This window comes from Streptomyces sp. NPDC059003, assembly GCF_042740445.1.
Lineage (GTDB): Bacteria > Actinomycetota > Actinomycetes > Streptomycetales > Streptomycetaceae > Streptomyces.
Window position 1 is genome coordinate 1 of the sequence record NZ_JBHYJH010000186.1, and the last position, 16,693, is coordinate 16,693.

The 16,693-nt window shown below is 73.9% G+C and carries 14 protein-coding genes, 1 tRNA gene and 1 pseudogene; 5 read left to right on the top strand and 11 right to left on the bottom strand.

The features are described 5' to 3' along the window. Window positions 1-301 precede the first annotated feature (301 nt). Window positions 302-3,577, top strand: a complete 3,276-nt coding sequence (locus tag ACFWZ5_RS38595; protein ID WP_384806463.1) for a S41 family peptidase — start codon at window positions 302-304, stop codon at window positions 3,575-3,577. A 92-nt stretch (window positions 3,578-3,669) separates the two neighbouring features. After that, on the top strand, window positions 3,670-3,855 hold the full coding sequence (locus ACFWZ5_RS38600) for a hypothetical protein (protein ID WP_384806461.1): 186 nt from the start codon (window positions 3,670-3,672) through the stop codon (window positions 3,853-3,855). A 322-nt stretch (window positions 3,856-4,177) separates the two neighbouring features. On the opposite strand, the gene ACFWZ5_RS38605 is transcribed toward ACFWZ5_RS38600, so the two are convergent. The 3 genes from ACFWZ5_RS38605 to ACFWZ5_RS38615 are packed head-to-tail and all read right to left on the bottom strand — an operon-like array spanning window position 4,178 to window position 7,517. Beyond that, complete coding sequence (locus ACFWZ5_RS38605; RefSeq protein ID WP_384803363.1) at window positions 4,178-5,083, bottom strand: SDR family oxidoreductase; 906 nt, start codon at window positions 5,081-5,083, stop codon at window positions 4,178-4,180. Then, window positions 5,080-6,003 carry an alpha/beta fold hydrolase gene (locus ACFWZ5_RS38610; protein WP_384803360.1) on the bottom strand — a complete coding sequence of 308 codons (924 nt, stop codon included), beginning with the start codon at window positions 6,001-6,003 and terminating at the stop codon, window positions 5,080-5,082. Before ACFWZ5_RS38610 ends, ACFWZ5_RS38605 begins: the two co-directional genes overlap by 4 nt. Then, the gene (locus ACFWZ5_RS38615) at window positions 6,000-7,517 is read right to left on the bottom strand and encodes a flavin-containing monooxygenase (protein WP_384803357.1); all 1,518 of its coding nucleotides are present in this window, start codon (window positions 7,515-7,517) and stop codon (window positions 6,000-6,002) included. The genes ACFWZ5_RS38610 and ACFWZ5_RS38615 overlap by 4 nt, the downstream gene beginning before the upstream one ends. A gap of 237 nt (window positions 7,518-7,754) precedes the next feature. Here ACFWZ5_RS38615 and ACFWZ5_RS38620 point away from each other — a divergent pair, with 237 nt between their 5' ends. Then, window positions 7,755-8,414, top strand: coding sequence for a MerR family transcriptional regulator (locus ACFWZ5_RS38620; RefSeq protein ID WP_384803366.1), 660 nt, complete (start codon window positions 7,755-7,757; stop codon window positions 8,412-8,414). 21 nt (window positions 8,415-8,435) lie between these two features. Here the strand turns inward: ACFWZ5_RS38620 and ACFWZ5_RS38625 are convergent, their stop codons facing one another. The 3 genes from ACFWZ5_RS38625 to ACFWZ5_RS38635 all read right to left on the bottom strand — a co-directional run bounded on the left by ACFWZ5_RS38625 (window position 8,436) and on the right by ACFWZ5_RS38635 (window position 11,521). Then, window positions 8,436-9,533: a DUF6528 family protein gene (locus ACFWZ5_RS38625; protein WP_384803354.1), complete on the bottom strand. Its 1,098-nt coding sequence runs from the start codon at window positions 9,531-9,533 to the stop codon at window positions 8,436-8,438. 37 nt (window positions 9,534-9,570) lie between these two features. Continuing rightward, window positions 9,571-10,611 (bottom strand): DUF6528 family protein, encoded by a 1,041-nt coding sequence (locus ACFWZ5_RS38630; protein ID WP_384803351.1) that lies wholly within the window; start codon window positions 10,609-10,611, stop codon window positions 9,571-9,573. 121 nt (window positions 10,612-10,732) lie between these two features. Further along, window positions 10,733-11,521 carry an exodeoxyribonuclease III gene (locus ACFWZ5_RS38635; RefSeq protein WP_384803348.1) on the bottom strand — a complete coding sequence of 263 codons (789 nt, stop codon included), beginning with the start codon at window positions 11,519-11,521 and terminating at the stop codon, window positions 10,733-10,735. 85 nt (window positions 11,522-11,606) lie between these two features. Here ACFWZ5_RS38635 and ACFWZ5_RS38640 point away from each other — a divergent pair, with 85 nt between their 5' ends. Further along, window positions 11,607-12,086, top strand: coding sequence for a GNAT family N-acetyltransferase (locus tag ACFWZ5_RS38640; protein ID WP_384803345.1), 480 nt, complete (start codon window positions 11,607-11,609; stop codon window positions 12,084-12,086). Here the strand turns inward: ACFWZ5_RS38640 and ACFWZ5_RS38645 are convergent. The 3 genes from ACFWZ5_RS38645 to ACFWZ5_RS38655 form a co-directional block, all read right to left on the bottom strand. Further along, window positions 12,083-13,354 carry an ATP-binding protein gene (locus tag ACFWZ5_RS38645; RefSeq protein WP_384803341.1) on the bottom strand — a complete coding sequence of 424 codons (1,272 nt, stop codon included), beginning with the start codon at window positions 13,352-13,354 and terminating at the stop codon, window positions 12,083-12,085. The two genes, ACFWZ5_RS38640 and ACFWZ5_RS38645, sit on opposite strands and share 4 nt — an antisense overlap. Before the next feature lie 7 nt (window positions 13,355-13,361). Continuing rightward, window positions 13,362-13,835, bottom strand: coding sequence for a hypothetical protein (locus ACFWZ5_RS38650; RefSeq protein ID WP_384803338.1), 474 nt, complete (start codon window positions 13,833-13,835; stop codon window positions 13,362-13,364). Window positions 13,836-13,909: 74 nt separating this feature from the next. Further along, complete coding sequence (locus tag ACFWZ5_RS38655) at window positions 13,910-14,620, bottom strand: FMN-dependent NADH-azoreductase (protein WP_384803335.1); 711 nt, start codon at window positions 14,618-14,620, stop codon at window positions 13,910-13,912. Between the two features lie 76 nt (window positions 14,621-14,696). On the opposite strand from ACFWZ5_RS38655, the gene ACFWZ5_RS38660 reads away from it, so the two are divergent. Next, window positions 14,697-15,590, top strand: coding sequence for a sigma-70 family RNA polymerase sigma factor (locus tag ACFWZ5_RS38660; protein ID WP_384803332.1), 894 nt, complete (start codon window positions 14,697-14,699; stop codon window positions 15,588-15,590). 118 nt (window positions 15,591-15,708) lie between these two features. Here ACFWZ5_RS38660 and ACFWZ5_RS38665 read toward each other — a convergent pair. Together ACFWZ5_RS38665 and ACFWZ5_RS38670 are read right to left on the bottom strand one after the other, a co-directional pair. Then, window positions 15,709-15,782 (bottom strand) — tRNA-Ala (locus tag ACFWZ5_RS38665). A gap of 112 nt (window positions 15,783-15,894) precedes the next feature. Continuing rightward, window positions 15,895-16,693: pseudogene (locus ACFWZ5_RS38670) on the bottom strand (hypothetical protein); the annotation flags it as partial.

Sequence of the window (16,693 nt, forward strand, 5' to 3'; positions counted from 1 at the left end):
AAAGGGGGAAAGGGGCGAAGCCCCATGCGAGAAGGGCGGGTGGGCGGGGAAAAAAGCGAGCGCGCAGCGCGAGTCGGCGCGGCGGTGCGAGGCGGCCGATGTGGCGGGGTCCGGGGCGGCAGCACCGGAGAAGGGCGGGCGGGTGGGGATATCAGCCTGCCCGGCGCTTGAGGGCGAGGCGCGGAGCGGCGATGGGGGGAGAGGGGCGCAGCCCCAGCCGTGTGCGGGGGCTGGGGCGGTAGCTCCAGGGAAGGGCGGGTGGGTGGGGGAAAAGTTGCTGGGGGCTCGGGCAGGGAAAAGCATGGGGAAGGTGGACGACCTGGCGTACCTGCGTTACCCGCACCTCAGCGGTGACCGACTCTGCTTCGTGGCCGAGGACGACCTCTGGGTGGCCCCCCTCTCCCCGGAGGGGACCCCGGCGGGCCGAGCCTGGCGGGTCACCGCCGACCGCACCAAGCTCGGCCACCCCCGCTTCTCCCCCGACGGCCACCACATCGCGTACACGAGCTGGCGCAGCCTCGACCCGGAGATCCACCTCGCACCGGTGAACGGCGGCCCCGCGCGACGCCTGACGTACTGGGGCTCCACCGACACCCGCGTATGCGGCTGGACCCCGGACGGCCAGATCCTCGCCGTGTCCTCGCACGGCCAGCCCTTCGCGCACTTCTGCTGGGCGTACAGCGTGCCCACCGACGGCTCGCCCGGCGGCAAACTGCCCTGGGGCCCGGTCCACGACATCGCGGTCGTCGACGTGGACGGCGACCGCAAGACCCTGCTCCTCACCGGCAAGCCACCGCACGAGCCCGCCGCCTGGAAGCGCTACCGCGGCGGCGCGACGGGCCGCCTGTGGCTGCACGGGGAGCGCATCCTCGAAGACGTCGAGGGACACCTGGACTCCCCCATGTTCGTGTCCGGGCGCATCGCGTTCCTCTCCGACCACGAGGGCGTCGGCAACCTGTACTCGTGCCTGCCCGACGGCAAGGACCTGCGCCGGCACACCGACCACGACGCCTGCTACGCCCGGCACGCGGCCAGCGACGGCACCCGCGTCGTCTACCAGTGCGCGGGCGAGATCTGGCTGGTCGACGACCTGGCCGCGGACTCGGTGCCGCGCCGCCTGCCGGTGAGCATCGGCGGCCCGCGCGCGGGGCGGCGCACGTACCAGGTGCCGGCCGCCCACCACGTCGACGCGCTGTCCGTGGACACCACGGGCCGCGCGAGCGCCGTCGTCGTACGCGGCAGCCTGTACTGGCTCACCCACCGCGACGGCCCGGCCCGCACCATCGTCGACACACCGGGCGTACGCGTCCGGCTCCCGGAGATGCTCGGCAGCGGCGGCCAGGTCGCGTACGTCACCGACGCCGACGGCGAGGACGCGATCGAGATCGCCTATCTGCCGCGGGCCAGCGGCGACCGCGAGCCGCGCAGGCTGGCGGGCGGGCAGCTCGGCCGGGTGCAGGAGCTCGTGTCCGACCCGGACGGCGAGCGCCTCGCCATCGCCTCGCACGACGGACGGCTGCTCCTGGTCGACGCGACGGAGGACTCCGACGGCGAGGTGACCGAGCTGGTCCGGTCCGGCAACGGGCCCGTGCGGGACCTCGCCTTCTCGCCCGACGGCGCGTGGCTCGCCTGGTCGCACCCGGGCGTCGGCCGCTCCCTGCGGAAGATCAAGCTGGCCCGGATCGAGGGCCCGGGGGCGCGCACCGTCATCGACGTCACCAACGGCCGCTTCGAGGACGAGAACCCGGTGTTCACGCGGGACGGCCGCTATCTCGCGTTCCTGTCCTGGCGCGGCTTCGACCCCGTCTACGACGTGCACACCGGCGACCTGTCCTTCCCGCTCGGCTGCCGCCCCCACCTCGTACCGCTGTCGTCCGCGACGCCCTCGCCGTTCGCGCTCCTGCCCGACGGGCGGCCCGCGGCGGGCGGGCTCGACCCGGAGGCCGACGACACCGCCGCCGACTCCGGCGACGGGCAGGTGACCGTGGAGGCAGAGGGCCTGGAGAGCCGGGTCACGCCGTTCCCCGTGTCGGCGTCCAAGTACTCCGCCCTGTACCCGGTCAGCGGCGGCGGCCTGGTCTGGCTGCGCTGGCCCATCTCCGGCGCGCTCGGCGAGACCTTCGCGAACCCGGCCGACACGTCGGGCCGGCCCACCCTCGAGTACTTCAACATCGCCAAGGCCAAGAAGTCCGAACTCGTCGACCACCTCGACTGGTTCGCGGTCAGCGGCGACGGCACCCGGCTCGTCGTGGTCGACGAGGGCGACCTGCGGGCCGTGCCGTCCACCGAGTCCGGCGACGGCGACACCACCGTGTGGATCGACCTGCGCCGCATCCTGCACGACGTCGACCCGGCCGCCGAGTGGCGGCAGGCCTACGACGAGGCGGGCCGGCTCATCCGCGCCTACTTCTGGGACCCGGGCATGTGCGGCATCGACTGGGACGCCGTCCTCGACCAGTACCGGCCGCTCGTCGAACGCGTCGCGTCCCCCGACGAGTTCGCCGACCTGCTGCGGGAGGTCCTCGGCGAGCTCGGCACCTCGCACGCGTACGTGACCCCGGCGCGGCGCAGTGAGGGGCCGCCGCACTACCAGCGGCCGATGGGGCTCCTCGGCGCCAACCTCGTGCGCCGCGACGAGGGCTGGGTGGTGAAGCGCATCCTGCCCGGCGAGTCCTCCGACTCCAAGGCCCGCTCGCCGCTCGCCGGTTCGGGCATCCGTCAGGGCGCGGTCCTCACGCACGTCGACGGGCGGCCGGTCGACCCGGTGACGGGCCCCTACCCGCTGCTCGCGGCGGCCGGGGGCACGACGGTCGAGCTGACCTTCAAGGCCGCGGAGGGCGAGGGCCGGTCCAGGCGGGTGGCGATCGTGCCGCTCGTCAACGAACGGCCGCTGCGCTACCAGGACTGGGTCGCCAAACGCCGTGACGTCGTACGCGGCCTGAGCGGCGGCGCGTGCGGCTATCTGCACATCCCCGACATGGGCGGGTCCGGCTGGGCCCAGTTCAACCGGGACCTGCGCCTCGAAGTGGCGCGGCCCGCGCTGATCGTGGACGTGCGCGGCAACGCGGGCGGCCACATCAGCGAGCTCGTCGTGGAGAAGCTGACGCGGAAGATCCTGGGGTGGGACCTGACGCGCGACGCCGAGCCCGTGTCGTACGCGTCCAACGCGCCCCGGGGCCCGGTGGTGGCCCTGGCCGACGAGGCGACGTCCTCCGACGGCGACATGATCACGGCCGTGTTCAAACTGCTCGGGCTCGGGCCCGTGGTGGGGCAGCGCACGTGGGGCGGGGTCGTCGGCATGACCGGGCGGCACACGCTCGGCGACGGCACCGTCATCACCGTGCCGATGAACGCGGGGTGGTTCGACGCGTACGGCTGGTCCGTGGAGAACCACGGGGTCGAGCCCGACATCGCCGTCCTGCGCACGCCCCTGGACTGGGCGGAGGGGCGGCACGCGCAGCTCGACGACGCGGTGCGGGTCGCTCTCGACCTGCTCGAAAAGCATCCGGCGGCGACGCCACCGGGGTACGAGGACGTGCCGGACCGGCGGCGGCCGCCACTGCCGCCGCGGGCGTGAGCGGAGCGTCACTGATCGAAATGCGGTGTCTGTGCCGGTGTGTGAGCCTGGTCGAGGCCCGATCCCCTCACCCACATCAGGAGTGAACCTTCATGGGCATCAAGGACCAGTTCCAGGACAAGGCGAAGGACATCGCCGAGAAGGCGCAGGACGCCGTGCGCGGCGGCAAGGACGAGGCGAGCGAGCGCTCCGCCCAGAGCCGCGAGAAGGCCCAGGAGTCCCTGGACGACGCGCAGCGGGAGGCTGAGGACCGGTTCAACCGCGACTACGACGCCTGATCGCTGGGCGCTGTTCCTGAACGGCACGTGAGCTGGGGCCCACCCTCCGGGGCGGGCCCCAGCTCACGCCCTGCCGCACCCGCCGATGGCGAACAACCCCCGCGAGGGGCGCCCACCGGCCGTCCGACCGGAAACGGGCGGGCGGGTGGGAAACAAACCGCCGCGGTAGCGGCGGAAACCCCCCACCGGCCCGCACCCGGGCTCGATGCGCCTCCGGCCCGCCGCTTCGCGGCGGGGTCTACCCCGCCCGCCCACCCCATGCGCAGCCGGGCTGCGGGCTCCGCGCGTCGGGTGACCGCTGAGGGTGCGCCGGGGACGAGAGTTACGGGTGGGTGGGTGGGGGCGAGACGGTTGCCGCCCCTCGCAGGGTCTCGTCGGCGGAGCCGCCCGCGCCTACCAGGCCCGTCGAGATGTCGCCGAGCCGCGGCTCGAGGCGGCGCATCTCGCGTTGGCCGACGGTCGCGATGATCCCCGGCAGATACGGCCGAAGGCCCTGCATGCCGCGGAGCCACCACTGCCCGTACACATGGGCGGCGCGCCGCTCGATGCCGGCGACGAGGCGGTCCACGGCCGGGCCGAGGGGATACGTCTTGTTGGACGGCCACGGCAGCCGCTGCCGCAGCTCCCGCATGACGTCGTCCTGGTCGGCCCCGCGCACCATGTCGGTGTCGGTCCAGGACAGATAGCCGACGCCCACCCGGACGCCCTTGTAGCCGACTTCGGCCCGCAGCGCGTGCGCGTACGCCTCCACGCCCGACTTGGACGCGCAGTACGCGGTCATCATCGGCGCGGGCGTGATCGCGGCGAGCGAGGCGATCTGGAGCAGATAGCCGCGGCTCTCCGCGAGCACCGGCAGGAACGCCCGTGCCGTCACGGCGCTGCCGATCAGGTTGACCTCGATGACCCGCCGCCACGCGACGGGGTCGGACTCCATGAAGGGACCGCCGCTGGCCACGCCCGCGTTGGCGACGACGATGTCGACCTTCCCGAACCGCTCCTTGACCTCACCGGCGACCCGCGCCATCGCCTCGTGGTCGGTGACGTCGGCGTACCAGTGGTCGCTCTCGGTGTGCAGCCGGGAGCTGACCTGCTTCAGCTCCTCCGGTTCGAGGCCGACGAGGGCGACCCGCGCGCCGCGCGCCGACAGCTTGCGGGCGAGGAGCTCGCCGACTCCCCGCGCGGCCCCCGTGACGACGGCGACCTGTCCCTCCAGGCTCACCCTGCTCATGCGCCCTCCCTCACCTTCACGTACGTACTGACCAGTTCCTCGATCCCCCGGGTCACCGCTTCCGGCGCCTCCACCGGTGTCATGTGCCCGACCCCCGTCAGTTCGGTCAGGCCGACGCAGCGGGGCAGGGCATCGGCGATGCGCCGCGCGTGCACGGGCGGGGTCAGCCGGTCCGCCGAGCCCGTGATCACCGCGGTCGGCGCCGTCAGGTCCCGTACCCCCGCGTCCAGGTGCAGCTCGTCGAGGACGTGCGCCCAGCGGTAGCGCACCACGCGCGGGCAGGCGTGCACGATCCGCGCGCACACGTCGACCCGGTCGGGCGCCGAACCGGGGCCCATCGTGGCGTACTTGAGCATGCGCCGGGCCAGCGGCGTCACCGGCCCCATGGGGGCCCGCGCACCCAGGACCCGCCGGGTGAGACGGGTGCGCAGCGCGCCCGCCCGCAGCGGCACCACCGTGGACTCGGCGACGAGCCGCGAACTGCCCGTGCTGCACAGCAGGACCGCCGCCGCGTGCTCGCGCACACCGGGCCGCGCGGCCGCCGCCATGAGGGTCATGCCGCCCATGGAGTGCCCGGCGAGCACCGCGCGTTCACCGGGCGCGAGCGCCGTGGCGAGCACCGCCTCCAGGTCGTCGGCGAGCGCCCGGGTGCTGTACCCGGCGCCTTCCACGGGCGCGTCGCTGCGGCCGTGGCCGCGCTGGTCGTACGCGATGACGCGGTGCGTGCCCGCGAGGGCCCGGATCTGCGCCGCCCAGAACGCCGTCGAGCAGGTCCAGCCGTGCAACAGCACGACGGCGGGCGCGCCGTCGGGGCCGTGCGCCTCGACGTGCAGACGGGCGCCGTCCGCGGAGACGGCCGTCAGCTCGCGCGCGGCGGCGGGCGGCGCGAAGGGCCCGCCGAACCCGCGGCGGCCCCTCACGCGGTCACCTCGACCTTCGCCGCGCGCCCGGCGGCCTTCTTCGCGGGCACGCGCAGGACCTCGTACTCGTTCAGGTCGACGTGCCGCGTGGCCGCGCGGAACTCCGTCGTCGTACCGGGCCAGACCGTCGTGTTGACGCCGTTCTCGTCCAGGTACCAGCTGGTGCAGCCGCCGGTGTTCCACACCGTGCGCTTCATGCGCTCCTGCACCCGGCGGTTCCACGCGCCTACGGCGGACGGCCGGGCGGCGAGCGCGGCGCGGCCGCCGAGCACGTCCAACTGCCGCATGTAGTCGGCGAGATAGTTCAGCTGGGACTCGATCATGAGGATCATCGAGGAGTTGCCGAGGCCGGTGTTCGGGCCTATGACGGTGAGGAAGTTCGGGAAGCCCGCGGCGGTCGCGCCGCGCAGCGCCTTCATGCCGTCCTTCCAGCTCTCCATGAGGGTCCGGCCGTCGTCGCCCACGACGCGCTCGGCGATCGGCATGTCCGTGACGTGGAAGCCGGTGCCGAAGATGATCGCGTCGGCCTCGGCCTCGGTGCCGTCGGCGGCCACGAGGGTGGACCCGCGCACCTCGGCGAGGCCGCTCGCGACGACGTCGACGTGCGGCTTCGCGAGCGTCGGATAGTAGGTGTTGGACAGCAGGATGCGCTTGCAGCCGATGCGGTACGTCGGGGTCAGCTTGGCGCGCAGGGCCGGGTCCTTGATGGCGCGCGCCATGTTCCGCTTGGCGATGCCCTCGATCGGGCCGAGCTCGTTCGGCCGCTTGGTGAACGCGTGCACCTGCAGCTCGCGGATGCCCCAGAGGAGGCCGCGGCGCGCGTACGTCGTGAACGGCAGCTGCCGGTGCAGCCAGCGCTCCACGCCGGTGATCTCCCGGTCCGCGCGCGGCAGGACCCACGGCGGCGTCCGCTGGAACAGCGTGAGCCGCCGCACGTCCCGCTGGATCTCCGGCACGATCTGGATGGCGGACGCGCCGGTGCCGATCACCGCGACGCGCTTGCCGCGCAGGTCGTAGTCGTGGTCCCAGCGGGCGGAGTGGAAGACCTTGCCGGGGAAGTCCGCGAGCCCGGGGATGTCCGGCGTCTTCGGGTCGGAGAGCGGTCCGGTGGCGGAGACGACGACGTCGGCGGTGAGGGCGCCGGTGCTCGTCTCCAGCTCCCACAGGAGCCGGTCGGCGTCCCAGCGCATCGTCAGGACCTCGGTGTCGAGGCGGATGTGCGGGCGAATCCGGAAGGTGTCGACGACCCGCTCCAGGTAGTCCCAGATGTGCTCCTGGCCCGAGAAGGTGCGCGGCCAGTCGGGGTTGGGCGCGAACGAGAACGAGTACAGGTGCGACGGCACGTCGCAGGCGCAGCCCGGGTAGCTGTTGTCCCGCCAGGTGCCGCCCACCGCGCCGGCCCGCTCCAGGACGACGAAGTCGGTGATGCCCTCCCTGCGCAGCCGGACCGCGGCCCCGATGCCGCCGAACCCGGACCCGACCACCGCCACCCGTACGTGTTCACTCCCGGCCATGCCGACGCCTCCCGAGGTACGACTGACTGCGCTGACTCTGCCAGTAACTACTGGCGCAATTGGGAGCGTAGAACAGCCGCGTACTCATGGGTAGGGGTCCGGCGGCGAAAGTTACCGGCAGTACGACACCGGTACGGCGGCGGCGCCCCGGCATAGGCTGCCCCCGTGGCAGACGACGGGGCAGGCAACGGGACGGACGACGTGGCGGGCGGCATGGCGGGCGACGTGGCGGGCGGCATGGCGGACAAGGCCGGGATACGCGAGTACCGCATGGAGGAGCTGGCCAAGGAGGCCGGGATCACCGTCCGCACGGTGCGCTTCTACCGCGAGCGCGGCCTCATCCCGCCCCCGCGCCGCGAGGGCCGCATCGCCTGGTACGACGACCACCACCTGGCGCGCCTGCGCACCATCGCCGCCCTCCTGGAGCGCGGCCACACGCTCCAGGGCATCGCCGAGCTCGCCGAGGCCTTCGAGAACGGCCGCGACGTCGCCGAACTCCTCGGCATCGACGGCCCGTCGGAGGAGACCCCGGTCCGCCTCACCCCGGAGGAGCTGGCGGACCGGTTCGCGGGCCAGGTCACCCCGGAGAACCTGGCCGCCGCGCTCGACCTCGGCTATCTGGGCACCGACGGCGACGAGATCGTGCACATCAGCCACCGCCTCCTCGACGCCTCGGCGGCCCTGGTCCGCAAGGGCGTCCCGCTCGCCGACGTCATGGCGGCGGGCAAGCTCGTGCGCGAACACGCGGACGCGCTCGCGGAGTTGTTCATCACGTTCACGCGCGACCACGCGTCCGAGCGGGCGGAGCTGACCCTGGCCGACCTCCGCCCGCTCGCCAAGGCCGTGGTGGAGGCGGAACTCTCCCTGGCCCTGGACCGACGGCTCAGCCGGCCTTAAGTCCTGGCGGAGCCCTCCGGCTCAGCCGATCGTGACCGGGCGGAACCACCGCGCCTTGTAGAAGTACGACTTGTTCCCGTCCCAGAACAGCTCGTTCCTGGCCTCGGGGAAGTGCCGCAGCGCGGTGTGCGTGGTCTGCTCGTCGTTCTCCGCGACGGTGGTGATCACCTGCCCGGTGTCCGGGTCGGTGGACACGGACTTGGTGCCCCGGACGCTGACCTGCTGCCAGCCCGGGTACTCCGCCTGCGCGCCCTTGCTCGTGTCCCCGTACCACCGCTTGGCGCCGATGTCGTACTGGAACACGGGCGTCCCCGTCGCCACCCACAGCCGGTCGGTGCCGGGCACGAAGCCGAGGTCGTGACCCGCGCCCCACGGCACCTTGGTGCTGAGCGCCGTGTCCTCCTTCAGCTTCGGCTGACCGGGGATGCCTCGGTCGATGCTGTACGCCTTCAGCTGGTCGCCGCCCAGGGCCCACAGGCGCTTGCGGCCCGCGTCCCACTGCACGCCGTGCGCGGCGAGCAGCTTGACGCAGCTGGAGGCCGTCGCGTTCCCGGTGGGGAAGAGACAGACGTTCCGGTCGCTGCGCGCCTCACCGCTCGCCGTGTGGCCGGAGTTGGCGACCGCCACCTCGCCCGTCGGCAGGAGCTCGATGCCGTGCGGGTTGTACGCGTACGGCTCGTCGGGCGTGATCAGCTTGCTGGTCTTCCAGTACGGCTTCTTCGACGGGTACTCCACCACCGCCGCGAAGCCCTTGCCGGTCACCGTGGCGACGTACGTCTTGCCGCCCAGCTTGTAGACCTTGGCCTCGTTCGGGCCCTTGGACCAGTTCTTGGCCGGGTCCAGGTCCTCGTACCCGGAGACCGTGCGCGGGTCGAAGGCCCACTTCACGGCGGCCGGGTCGCGCTTGAAGTCCCACACCGGCTTGGCGGGGTCGAGGACGAGCAGGGCCTGCTGCTGGGTGACGATGACGGGCGGGGTCTCGGCGGCGAGTGCGGCGGGCGCGGCCGGTGCGGCAGGCGCGACGCCGGTGTTCGCCGTGGCCCCCTGGGGCGCCAGGGTCAGCGCGGCGGCGGCCACCGCGACCGCCGCGGACACGGATATGCGTACGGATCTGGACATCACAACCCCCGTGAACGGTTCCTCGGCCGCCGGACGGTCAGACAGGCAGCCACCAACGAGCCTTGTATATACCTCCCTTGACCAAGCGATAGCCACCGGCCGGCCGGTGGACGTCGACCTTGGTGGTCCACCAGGTCTCCTCGAGGCCGCCCTCCGGCACGGTGCTGAGCACCTGGCCGGTGCGCGGATCGTTCCCGACGGCCTTCACCTTGGCCCGGTCGATCAGCTCGTGCCCGGGGTAGTCGCGGACGAACGCGCCCGTCCGCGGCTCGTACTGGAAGACGCCCGCGTTGGTCGTCACCCACAGCCGCCCCTGCCGCCCCGGCCGCCCCGCCACCGGGAACAGGTCGTGCCCGCCCGCCGTCCTGCCCGGCACGGCCACCGGCAGGGCGACGGCGGAGGTCCGCGTCAGCGTGGGCCGCGCGGGCTCCCCGCCGACCTCGTACGTCACCAACTCGTCGTCGCCGAGCGCCCACAGGACGCGGCGTGCCCGGTCCCAGTGCAGTCCGTGCGCGCCCTTCAGCGGCGCCTCCGCGTACCGCGTGGCGTCCGGGCCGCACGAGGCGGCGTAGAGCCGGACCAGGGCGCCGGTGCTGCACGCGACCGCGATGTTGCCGTCGGGCAGGAGCTCGGCGCTGTGCGGGTTGAACAGGTCGTCGCCGGGCCCGATGGCCGCGCCCCAGTAGCGGCGGCCCGACGGATGCTCCACGGCGGCCACGAACCCGAACGACGCCGTCGTCAGGACCAGGGTCCGCCCCCGGTGCCGCCGCGCCTTCGCCTCGCAGGGGTAGACCCAGCTCGCGGCGGGGTCGAGGTCCGCGTAGCGCGGGTCGCCGACGGGCGAGAACTGCCACCGCACCACCGACGGGTCGGCGGCCGGGTCCCACACCCGGCGGCGCGGGTCCAGGACGAGGAGGCGCTTGGTGGCCTGCTCGGTGAGGAGGACGGGGGGTGTACCGACGGGGACGTCATCCCCGGGGGCACCGGTCGCGGCGACGGCGGGCACCGCCCCCGCGGCAGCCACCGCGGCCCCCGCCGCGCCGATCAGCAACCCACGTCTGGACAGACCAGCTGACATGAAGCCCCCTTGCACGACCGGCAGTTGGCGCGCTCGTCATGAACGCGACGCAATCTGCCATGTCGTACGGAGGCGGGACAGTCCCCCGCCGGACTTTTCACCGAGGGTTCGCCCGGAGGGCCTACTCGTAGACGACCGTCACCGGCGCGTGGTCCGACCAGCGCTCCGCGTGCGACGCGGCCCGCTCCACGTACCCCTTGACCGCGCGCTCCACGAGCCTGGGCGTCGCGACGTGGTAGTCGATGCGCCACCCCGTGTCGTTGTCGAAGGCGCGGCCCCGGTAGGACCACCACGAGTAGGGCCCCTCGACGTCCGGGTGCAGGGCGCGCAGGACGTCGCCGTACTCCTCGAAGACCTCGGTCAGCCAGGCGCGCTCCTCGGGCAGGAACCCGGAGTTCTTCTTGTTGCCCTTCCAGTTCTTGAGGTCGGCCTCCTGGTGCGCGATGTTCCAGTCGCCGCACACGAGGACCTCGCGCCCGTCGGCGGCGGCCCGGGCCTTGAGCTCCTTCAGGTACGCCAGGAACTCACCCATGAACCGGATCTTCTCGTCCTGCCGCTCGGTGCCGACCTCCCCGGAGGGCAGGTACAGGCTCGCGACCGTGACACCGGGCAGATCCGCCTCTACGTAGCGCCCGCTCGCGTCGAACTCCTCGGACCCGAAGCCGACCTGCACCCGCTCCGGCTCGCGCCGCGTGTACAGCGAGACACCGGCGCGGCCCTTGGCGGCGGCCGGCGCGTGCGTGACGTGCCACCCCTCCGGGGCACGCACCTCCTGCGGCAGCTGCTCGGGCTCCGCCCGCACCTCCTGGAGGCACAGCACGTCCGCGGCGGTCCCGGCGAGCCACTCCACGAAGCCCTTCTTGGCGGCGGCCCGAAGCCCGTTCACATTCACGCTGGTCACAGTGAGCATCCAGGCACCCTACCGGCACGGTCACGGCCACCCGGCACACTGGAGCCACCCACCGAAGCGCCCGCATAAGGATACGATTCACAGCATGAACATACGTCCGGTCGCCTTCGACCACCCCGACGCCGTCAAGCTCAACGACCGCGTACAGGCGGAGTACGCCGAGCGCTACGGGGACGACGGCGACGCCACGTACCTCGACGCGTCGATGTTCCGGCCGCCGCACGGCCTGTACCTGATCGCGTACGACGCCACGGACGCACCGGTGGCGACGGGCGGCTGGCGCGCGATGGACGAGAACGGCGAGGGCTACGCGGACGGCGACGCCGAGATCAAGCGCATGTACGTCGTGCCGGAGGCCCGCGGGCTCGGCCTCGCCCGCCGCGTCCTGGCCCTCCTGGAGGAGGACGCCCGCGCGGCGGGGCGCACCCGCATGGTCCTGGAGACCGGCGCGAAGCAGCCCGAGGCCATCGCGCTCTACACGTCGAGCGCGTACACGCCGTGCGCCCGCTTCGGCTACTACCGCGACTTCCCTTTGAGCCGCTGCTACGCGAAGCCCCTGAGCTAAGCGCGCGGTTCCTCTTCCGCGGGTGCGTCGTGGCTGGTCGCGCAGTTCCCCGCGCCCCTACGGGGCGCGGTCGCGCCGAGGTCCAGCGAAGCCACCGCTCCCCCGTCGTTACTGAACCGCAGCGTCGCCCCAAGGACCTTCGCCTGCCCCGTGGCAATCGTGAGCCCGAGCCCGAGCCCCGTCTCCCGCGCCCCGGTGCGAAACCGCTGCGGCCCGGACGAAAGGAGCCCCGCCGGAAACCCGTCCCCGCTGTCCCGTACGGACACCACGGCCCCGTCGACCGCCACGACGACCGGCGCGCGGCCGTGCCGCAGGGCGTTGGTGACGAGGTTGGCGAGGACGCGCTCGACCCGCCGCGGATCGGTCTCCACGCGCGCGTCCCGCACGACCCGGACGGTCACCCCTTCCGCGGCGGCGGCCTCGGTCGCCCCCACCTTGGCGACGACCCGGCGCACCAGCGCCCCGAGCTCACAGACCTCGGCCCGCACCTCCTCGCTCGCCGTGTCGAGCCGCGCCACCTCGATGACGTCGTCGACGAGCTCCTGCAGCCGCCGGGCCGACCCCTGCACCAGCTCGGAGGGGCGCCCGGGCGGCAGCAGGCCCGCGGCCGTGACCATCCCGGCGACGGGCGTCCGCAGCTCGTGCGCGATGTTGGCGGTGACCTCCCGCTCGGCCCGCAGGCGCCCGGCGAGCGCGTCGGCCATGGTGTTCACGGCCGACGTGAGCTTGGTGATCTCGTCGTTGCCGCGCAGCGGGAGCCGCGCGGTGAGGTCGCCGTCGGCGATGCGCTGGGCGGTGCCCGCGGACGCGGTGAGCCGCCGCCCGAGCCGGGTGGCGACGAGCAGCCCGGCGACGACGGCGAGCGCCGTGCCGGTGGCGCCGGAGGCCCACAGGATGCGGTCGAGGTCCCGCACGGTCTCGGTCTCGCGCTGGTAGGGCCGCTTCAGGGCGACGATCTCGTCGCGGTACCGGCTGGCGGCCCACAGCTGCGGCAGCCTCCCGCTCCGGTCCAGATAGACGCCCCACTTGCCGGCGCGCACCGCGTCGGCAAGGGGCTTCGGCAGGTCGGGCGGGTCGATCAGGGTGCGGTCGCCGTCGATCCCGGCCGCGTGGTCCTGCACGGCGGTCCGCAGCCGGTCCCCCGCCTGGCTGCGGGCCCCGGCGTACTGGGCGTCGACGGTGCGGTGGTGCACGAGCAGGCCGATCACGACGGACACCACGGCCGCGGTGCCCGCGATGGCGAGGCCGATCTTCGTCCGCAGTCCCATGGCGCGCTCAGAACTCCGGCACCATCAGGCGGATCCCCTGGAACTGCACGTTCACCGCGGCGGGCGGCAGCGCCTCCGGCCTGCTCGGCTCGACGGTGGCCCGCCGGTAGTACGCGGCCGCGTCGTCGCGCTCGGCCCCGCTGAGCGTGAGCGTCGCGTCGTACGGCTCCCGGGCGCAGCCGGGCAGGCACCAGGTGCCGCTGAGCTTCCCGGTGGCCCGCGCGGTGGGCCCGCCCCAGTCCTTCCAGCGCAGCGACGACATCGCGACGTCGTCGGTGATCCCGATGACGGTGGGCCGCTGGAGGGGCTGGGCGAGCGCGTCGGCGACGTACACGGGCCCGCTGATCCGGGACGGCTTGAGCGCGGGCCCCTCGACGTGCAGCCCGTCGTGGTCGGCGCAGCCGCCGGTGAGCGCCGCGGCCAGGGCGGTGCCGCCGACGACGAGGGCGGTCCTCGCGGACCACGGCAGGCTGCACCACATGCATCAAATGTATCGATCGCACCACATCACACATGTGGAGCGCCGCCGGTCCAGCGGCCCGCGCACCCGCCGCCTCAGCCGCTGATCCCCCGCGTCAGCCCGGTGATCGCCTCCCAGGCCGCCTCCCGCGAGCGCGCCCCGATCTCCTGGTACGGGGCGAGCGCCGGGATGTCCCCGGCCCTCGTCAGCTCGGCCCGCACGACGTGCAGGTTCTCCTGTGCGACGCCGAGGTTGGTGAAGTACGCCCGCAGGTAGGGCAGGTGGAAGTCGCAGCCCTCGCGGGGCGTGCCGGGCCCGTAGCCCCCGCCGCACGCGGCGGCCACCATGACCCGCGTCCCCGCGAGGAGGCTCCGCCCGCTGTCCGGGTCGAGGTACGCGCCCGGGAAGGTCACCCGGTCGATCCAGGCCTTCAGCGCGGTGGTGACCGAGAAGTTGTACATGGGGGCGCCGACCAGAAGGGTGTCGGCGGCCCGCAGCTCCTCGATCAGGGGCAGCGTCGCCGCCCACTCCCGCTCCTCCTCGGCGCTCTCCGTCTGCGCGGCCACCTTCTCCATGGGGATGACGCCCTGCCGCTCCACCCGCGTCCCGAGCCGCACGTAGGCCTGCCCGACGAGGGGCACCGGCTCGGCGGCCAGGTCCCGGTACCGGTATCCGGCGTCCCCGTGCCGCGCCCGCCAGCCCTCCGCGTACAGCGCACCGAGCCGGCGGGTGATCCCGGCCCCGTCGGCGCTGGAGTCCAGGTGCAGCAGCGTCGGAACATCCGTGGTCCGCTCGTTGTCGATCATCTTGATCACTCCTGTCACATCCCCCGTGGTTGGGTACGTCGAGGAGCTGACGGAGCGCGCAGAGGAAAGGTGACCGATGGAGAAGCAGACGGGGCTCGCGGACCGCTTCGAGGCCCAGCGGACGCGGCTGCGCGCGGTCGCGTACCGCATGCTCGGCTCCCTGGCCGAGGCGGAGGACGCGGTCCAGGAGACCTGGCTGCGCCTCAGCCGCACGGACGCCGACGACGACGCCGCGGAGATCGACAACCTGCCGGGCTGGCTGACCACGGTCGTCTCCCGCGTCTGCCTCGACATGCTGCGTACGCGTACGTCACGGCGCGAGGAGTTCGTCGGCGGCCAGGTCCCCGACCACATCGGGGGCGCCGCCGCGCACACCCCGGAGGAGGAGGCGGTCCTGGTCGAGTCGGTGGGCCGCGCCCTGCTCGTGGTCCTCGACACGCTGGGCCCCGCCGAGCGCGTCGCCTTCGTCCTGCACGACTCGTTCGCGGTGCCCTTCGACCGGATCGCCCCCGTCGTGGAGCGCTCCACGGTCGCCACGAAGAAGCTGGCGAGCCGCGCCCGCAGCAAGGTGCGGGGCACCCCGGCGCTGCCGGACGCGGAGCTCGACCGGCACCGCCACGTCGTCGAGGCCTTCCTCGCGGCGGCCCGCGGCGGCGACCTCGACGCCCTGCTCGCGGTCCTCGCCCCCGACGTCGTGCGCCGCGCCGACGTCGCGGCCGTCCCCGCGGGCGCCCCGACGGAGATCCACGGCGCCGACGCGGTGGCCCGCGAGACGGTGGTCCTGTCCCGCAACGCCCGCGTCGCGGCCCTGGCCCTCGTCGACGGCGCCCCCGGCATCGTCGTCGCCCCGCGCGGCCGCCTGCTCCTCGCCCTCACGCTCACGGTCGAGTCCGGCCGCGTCACGGCGTACGAAGTCATCGCCGACCAGGCCCGCCTCCAGCGGCTCACCCTGGCCGTCCTCGACGCCTGACCCACCGCGCCCCGGGCCGGCCCCCAGGCCGGCCCCGCCCCGCGCCCCCCCGCGGCTCCTGCCGCCAACGCAAAGATCCCGCCCGATCGAAACGATCGGGCGGGATCTTCATGTGCAGTGGACCTGAGGGGATTTGAACCCCTGGCCCCCTCGATGCGAACGAGGTGCGCTACCGGACTGCGCCACAGGCCCTTGCAACGAGTGAAACTCTAGCATCCCCATCGGGGTGCTCGGAAATCCGTTCCTCGCTGGTCAGCCGAGGCGGCCGACGGAACCTCACGAGGGCGCGCCCGGCGGCCGCGGCTCACTCGTTCGCGGCGCGCGGGCGGCCGTCCGCCCCGGCCTCGTACTGGTCGTACTGGTCGAACAGCGGGGTGCGGCCGCGCTCCCGCGACCGGCGCGCGGAGGCCGCCCGGCGGGCGTCGCTGCGCCCGTCGTCGACGCCGTCGCCCTCGCCGCCCTCAGGACGCTCGGAACGGTCAGAGCGGTCGGGGCGCTCCTGCTGCGCCGCCTCGCGGGCGGCGCGGGATCCGGCGGCCGGTTCGGCGGTGCTCGACCGGGCGGAGCTCCACGTGTCGGGCGCGCCCAGGTCCACGCTGCCGGGGGCGCGCGGGGCGACCGGGGCGGTCACGTACGTCGGCAGGGGCACCGGGACCGGGTCCCAGCTGTCGCCGCGGCCGGGGCCGTGGCGCCGCTCGCGCTGCTGGTCGACCCACTCGGCGTGATCGGTCTGCTCGACGAGGGCGCGCCGGTCGGCGGCGAGCGCCGAGAGGCCGGGGTCGCCCTCCGGGACGGGCTCCTCCGCGGCGGGCTCGGTGCTCTGCTCGTGCCGGTGCGCCTTGCGCTCGCGCAGCCGCCGCGCGGCGGCCTCGGCCCTGCGCCGGTCCATCGTGTACGTGAAGCGCCGCCGCTCCTGGCGGCGCAGGTAGACGATGTACGCGCTCAGGAGCGCCGCGGGCACGGCGGGCGCCCACAGGAAGGGGACGCCGCCGACCGCGGCGACGATCGCGCCGAGCGTGAACCCGAGGAACAGCAGCACCGTCGTGCGCCGGCGGCGGGCGAGGACCTTGGAGCGCCGGGCGCGGGCGGCGGCCTCGGCCGTG

Excerpts from the sequence above, each read along its gene's own strand:
- ACFWZ5_RS38640 (WP_384803345.1), top strand. The coding sequence starts at position 11,607 with ATGAACATACGTCCGGTCGCCTTCGACCACCCCGACGCCGTCAAGCTC.
- ACFWZ5_RS38605 (WP_384803363.1), bottom strand. The coding sequence starts at position 5,083 with ATGAGCAGGGTGAGCCTGGAGGGACAGGTCGCCGTCGTCACGGGGGCC.
- ACFWZ5_RS38620 (WP_384803366.1), top strand. The coding sequence starts at position 7,755 with ATGGCGGACAAGGCCGGGATACGCGAGTACCGCATGGAGGAGCTGGCC.
- ACFWZ5_RS38615 (WP_384803357.1), bottom strand. The coding sequence starts at position 7,517 with ATGGCCGGGAGTGAACACGTACGGGTGGCGGTGGTCGGGTCCGGGTTC.
- ACFWZ5_RS38595 (WP_384806463.1), top strand. The coding sequence starts at position 302 with ATGGGGAAGGTGGACGACCTGGCGTACCTGCGTTACCCGCACCTCAGC.
- ACFWZ5_RS38645 (WP_384803341.1), bottom strand. The coding sequence starts at position 13,354 with ATGGGACTGCGGACGAAGATCGGCCTCGCCATCGCGGGCACCGCGGCC.
- ACFWZ5_RS38625 (WP_384803354.1), bottom strand. The coding sequence starts at position 9,533 with ATGTCCAGATCCGTACGCATATCCGTGTCCGCGGCGGTCGCGGTGGCC.
- ACFWZ5_RS38660 (WP_384803332.1), top strand. The coding sequence starts at position 14,697 with ATGGAGAAGCAGACGGGGCTCGCGGACCGCTTCGAGGCCCAGCGGACG.
- ACFWZ5_RS38650 (WP_384803338.1), bottom strand. The coding sequence starts at position 13,835 with ATGTGGTGCAGCCTGCCGTGGTCCGCGAGGACCGCCCTCGTCGTCGGC.
- ACFWZ5_RS38600 (WP_384806461.1), top strand. The coding sequence starts at position 3,670 with ATGGGCATCAAGGACCAGTTCCAGGACAAGGCGAAGGACATCGCCGAG.
- ACFWZ5_RS38655 (WP_384803335.1), bottom strand. The coding sequence starts at position 14,620 with ATGATCGACAACGAGCGGACCACGGATGTTCCGACGCTGCTGCACCTG.
- ACFWZ5_RS38630 (WP_384803351.1), bottom strand. The coding sequence starts at position 10,611 with ATGTCAGCTGGTCTGTCCAGACGTGGGTTGCTGATCGGCGCGGCGGGG.
- ACFWZ5_RS38635 (WP_384803348.1), bottom strand. The coding sequence starts at position 11,521 with ATGCTCACTGTGACCAGCGTGAATGTGAACGGGCTTCGGGCCGCCGCC.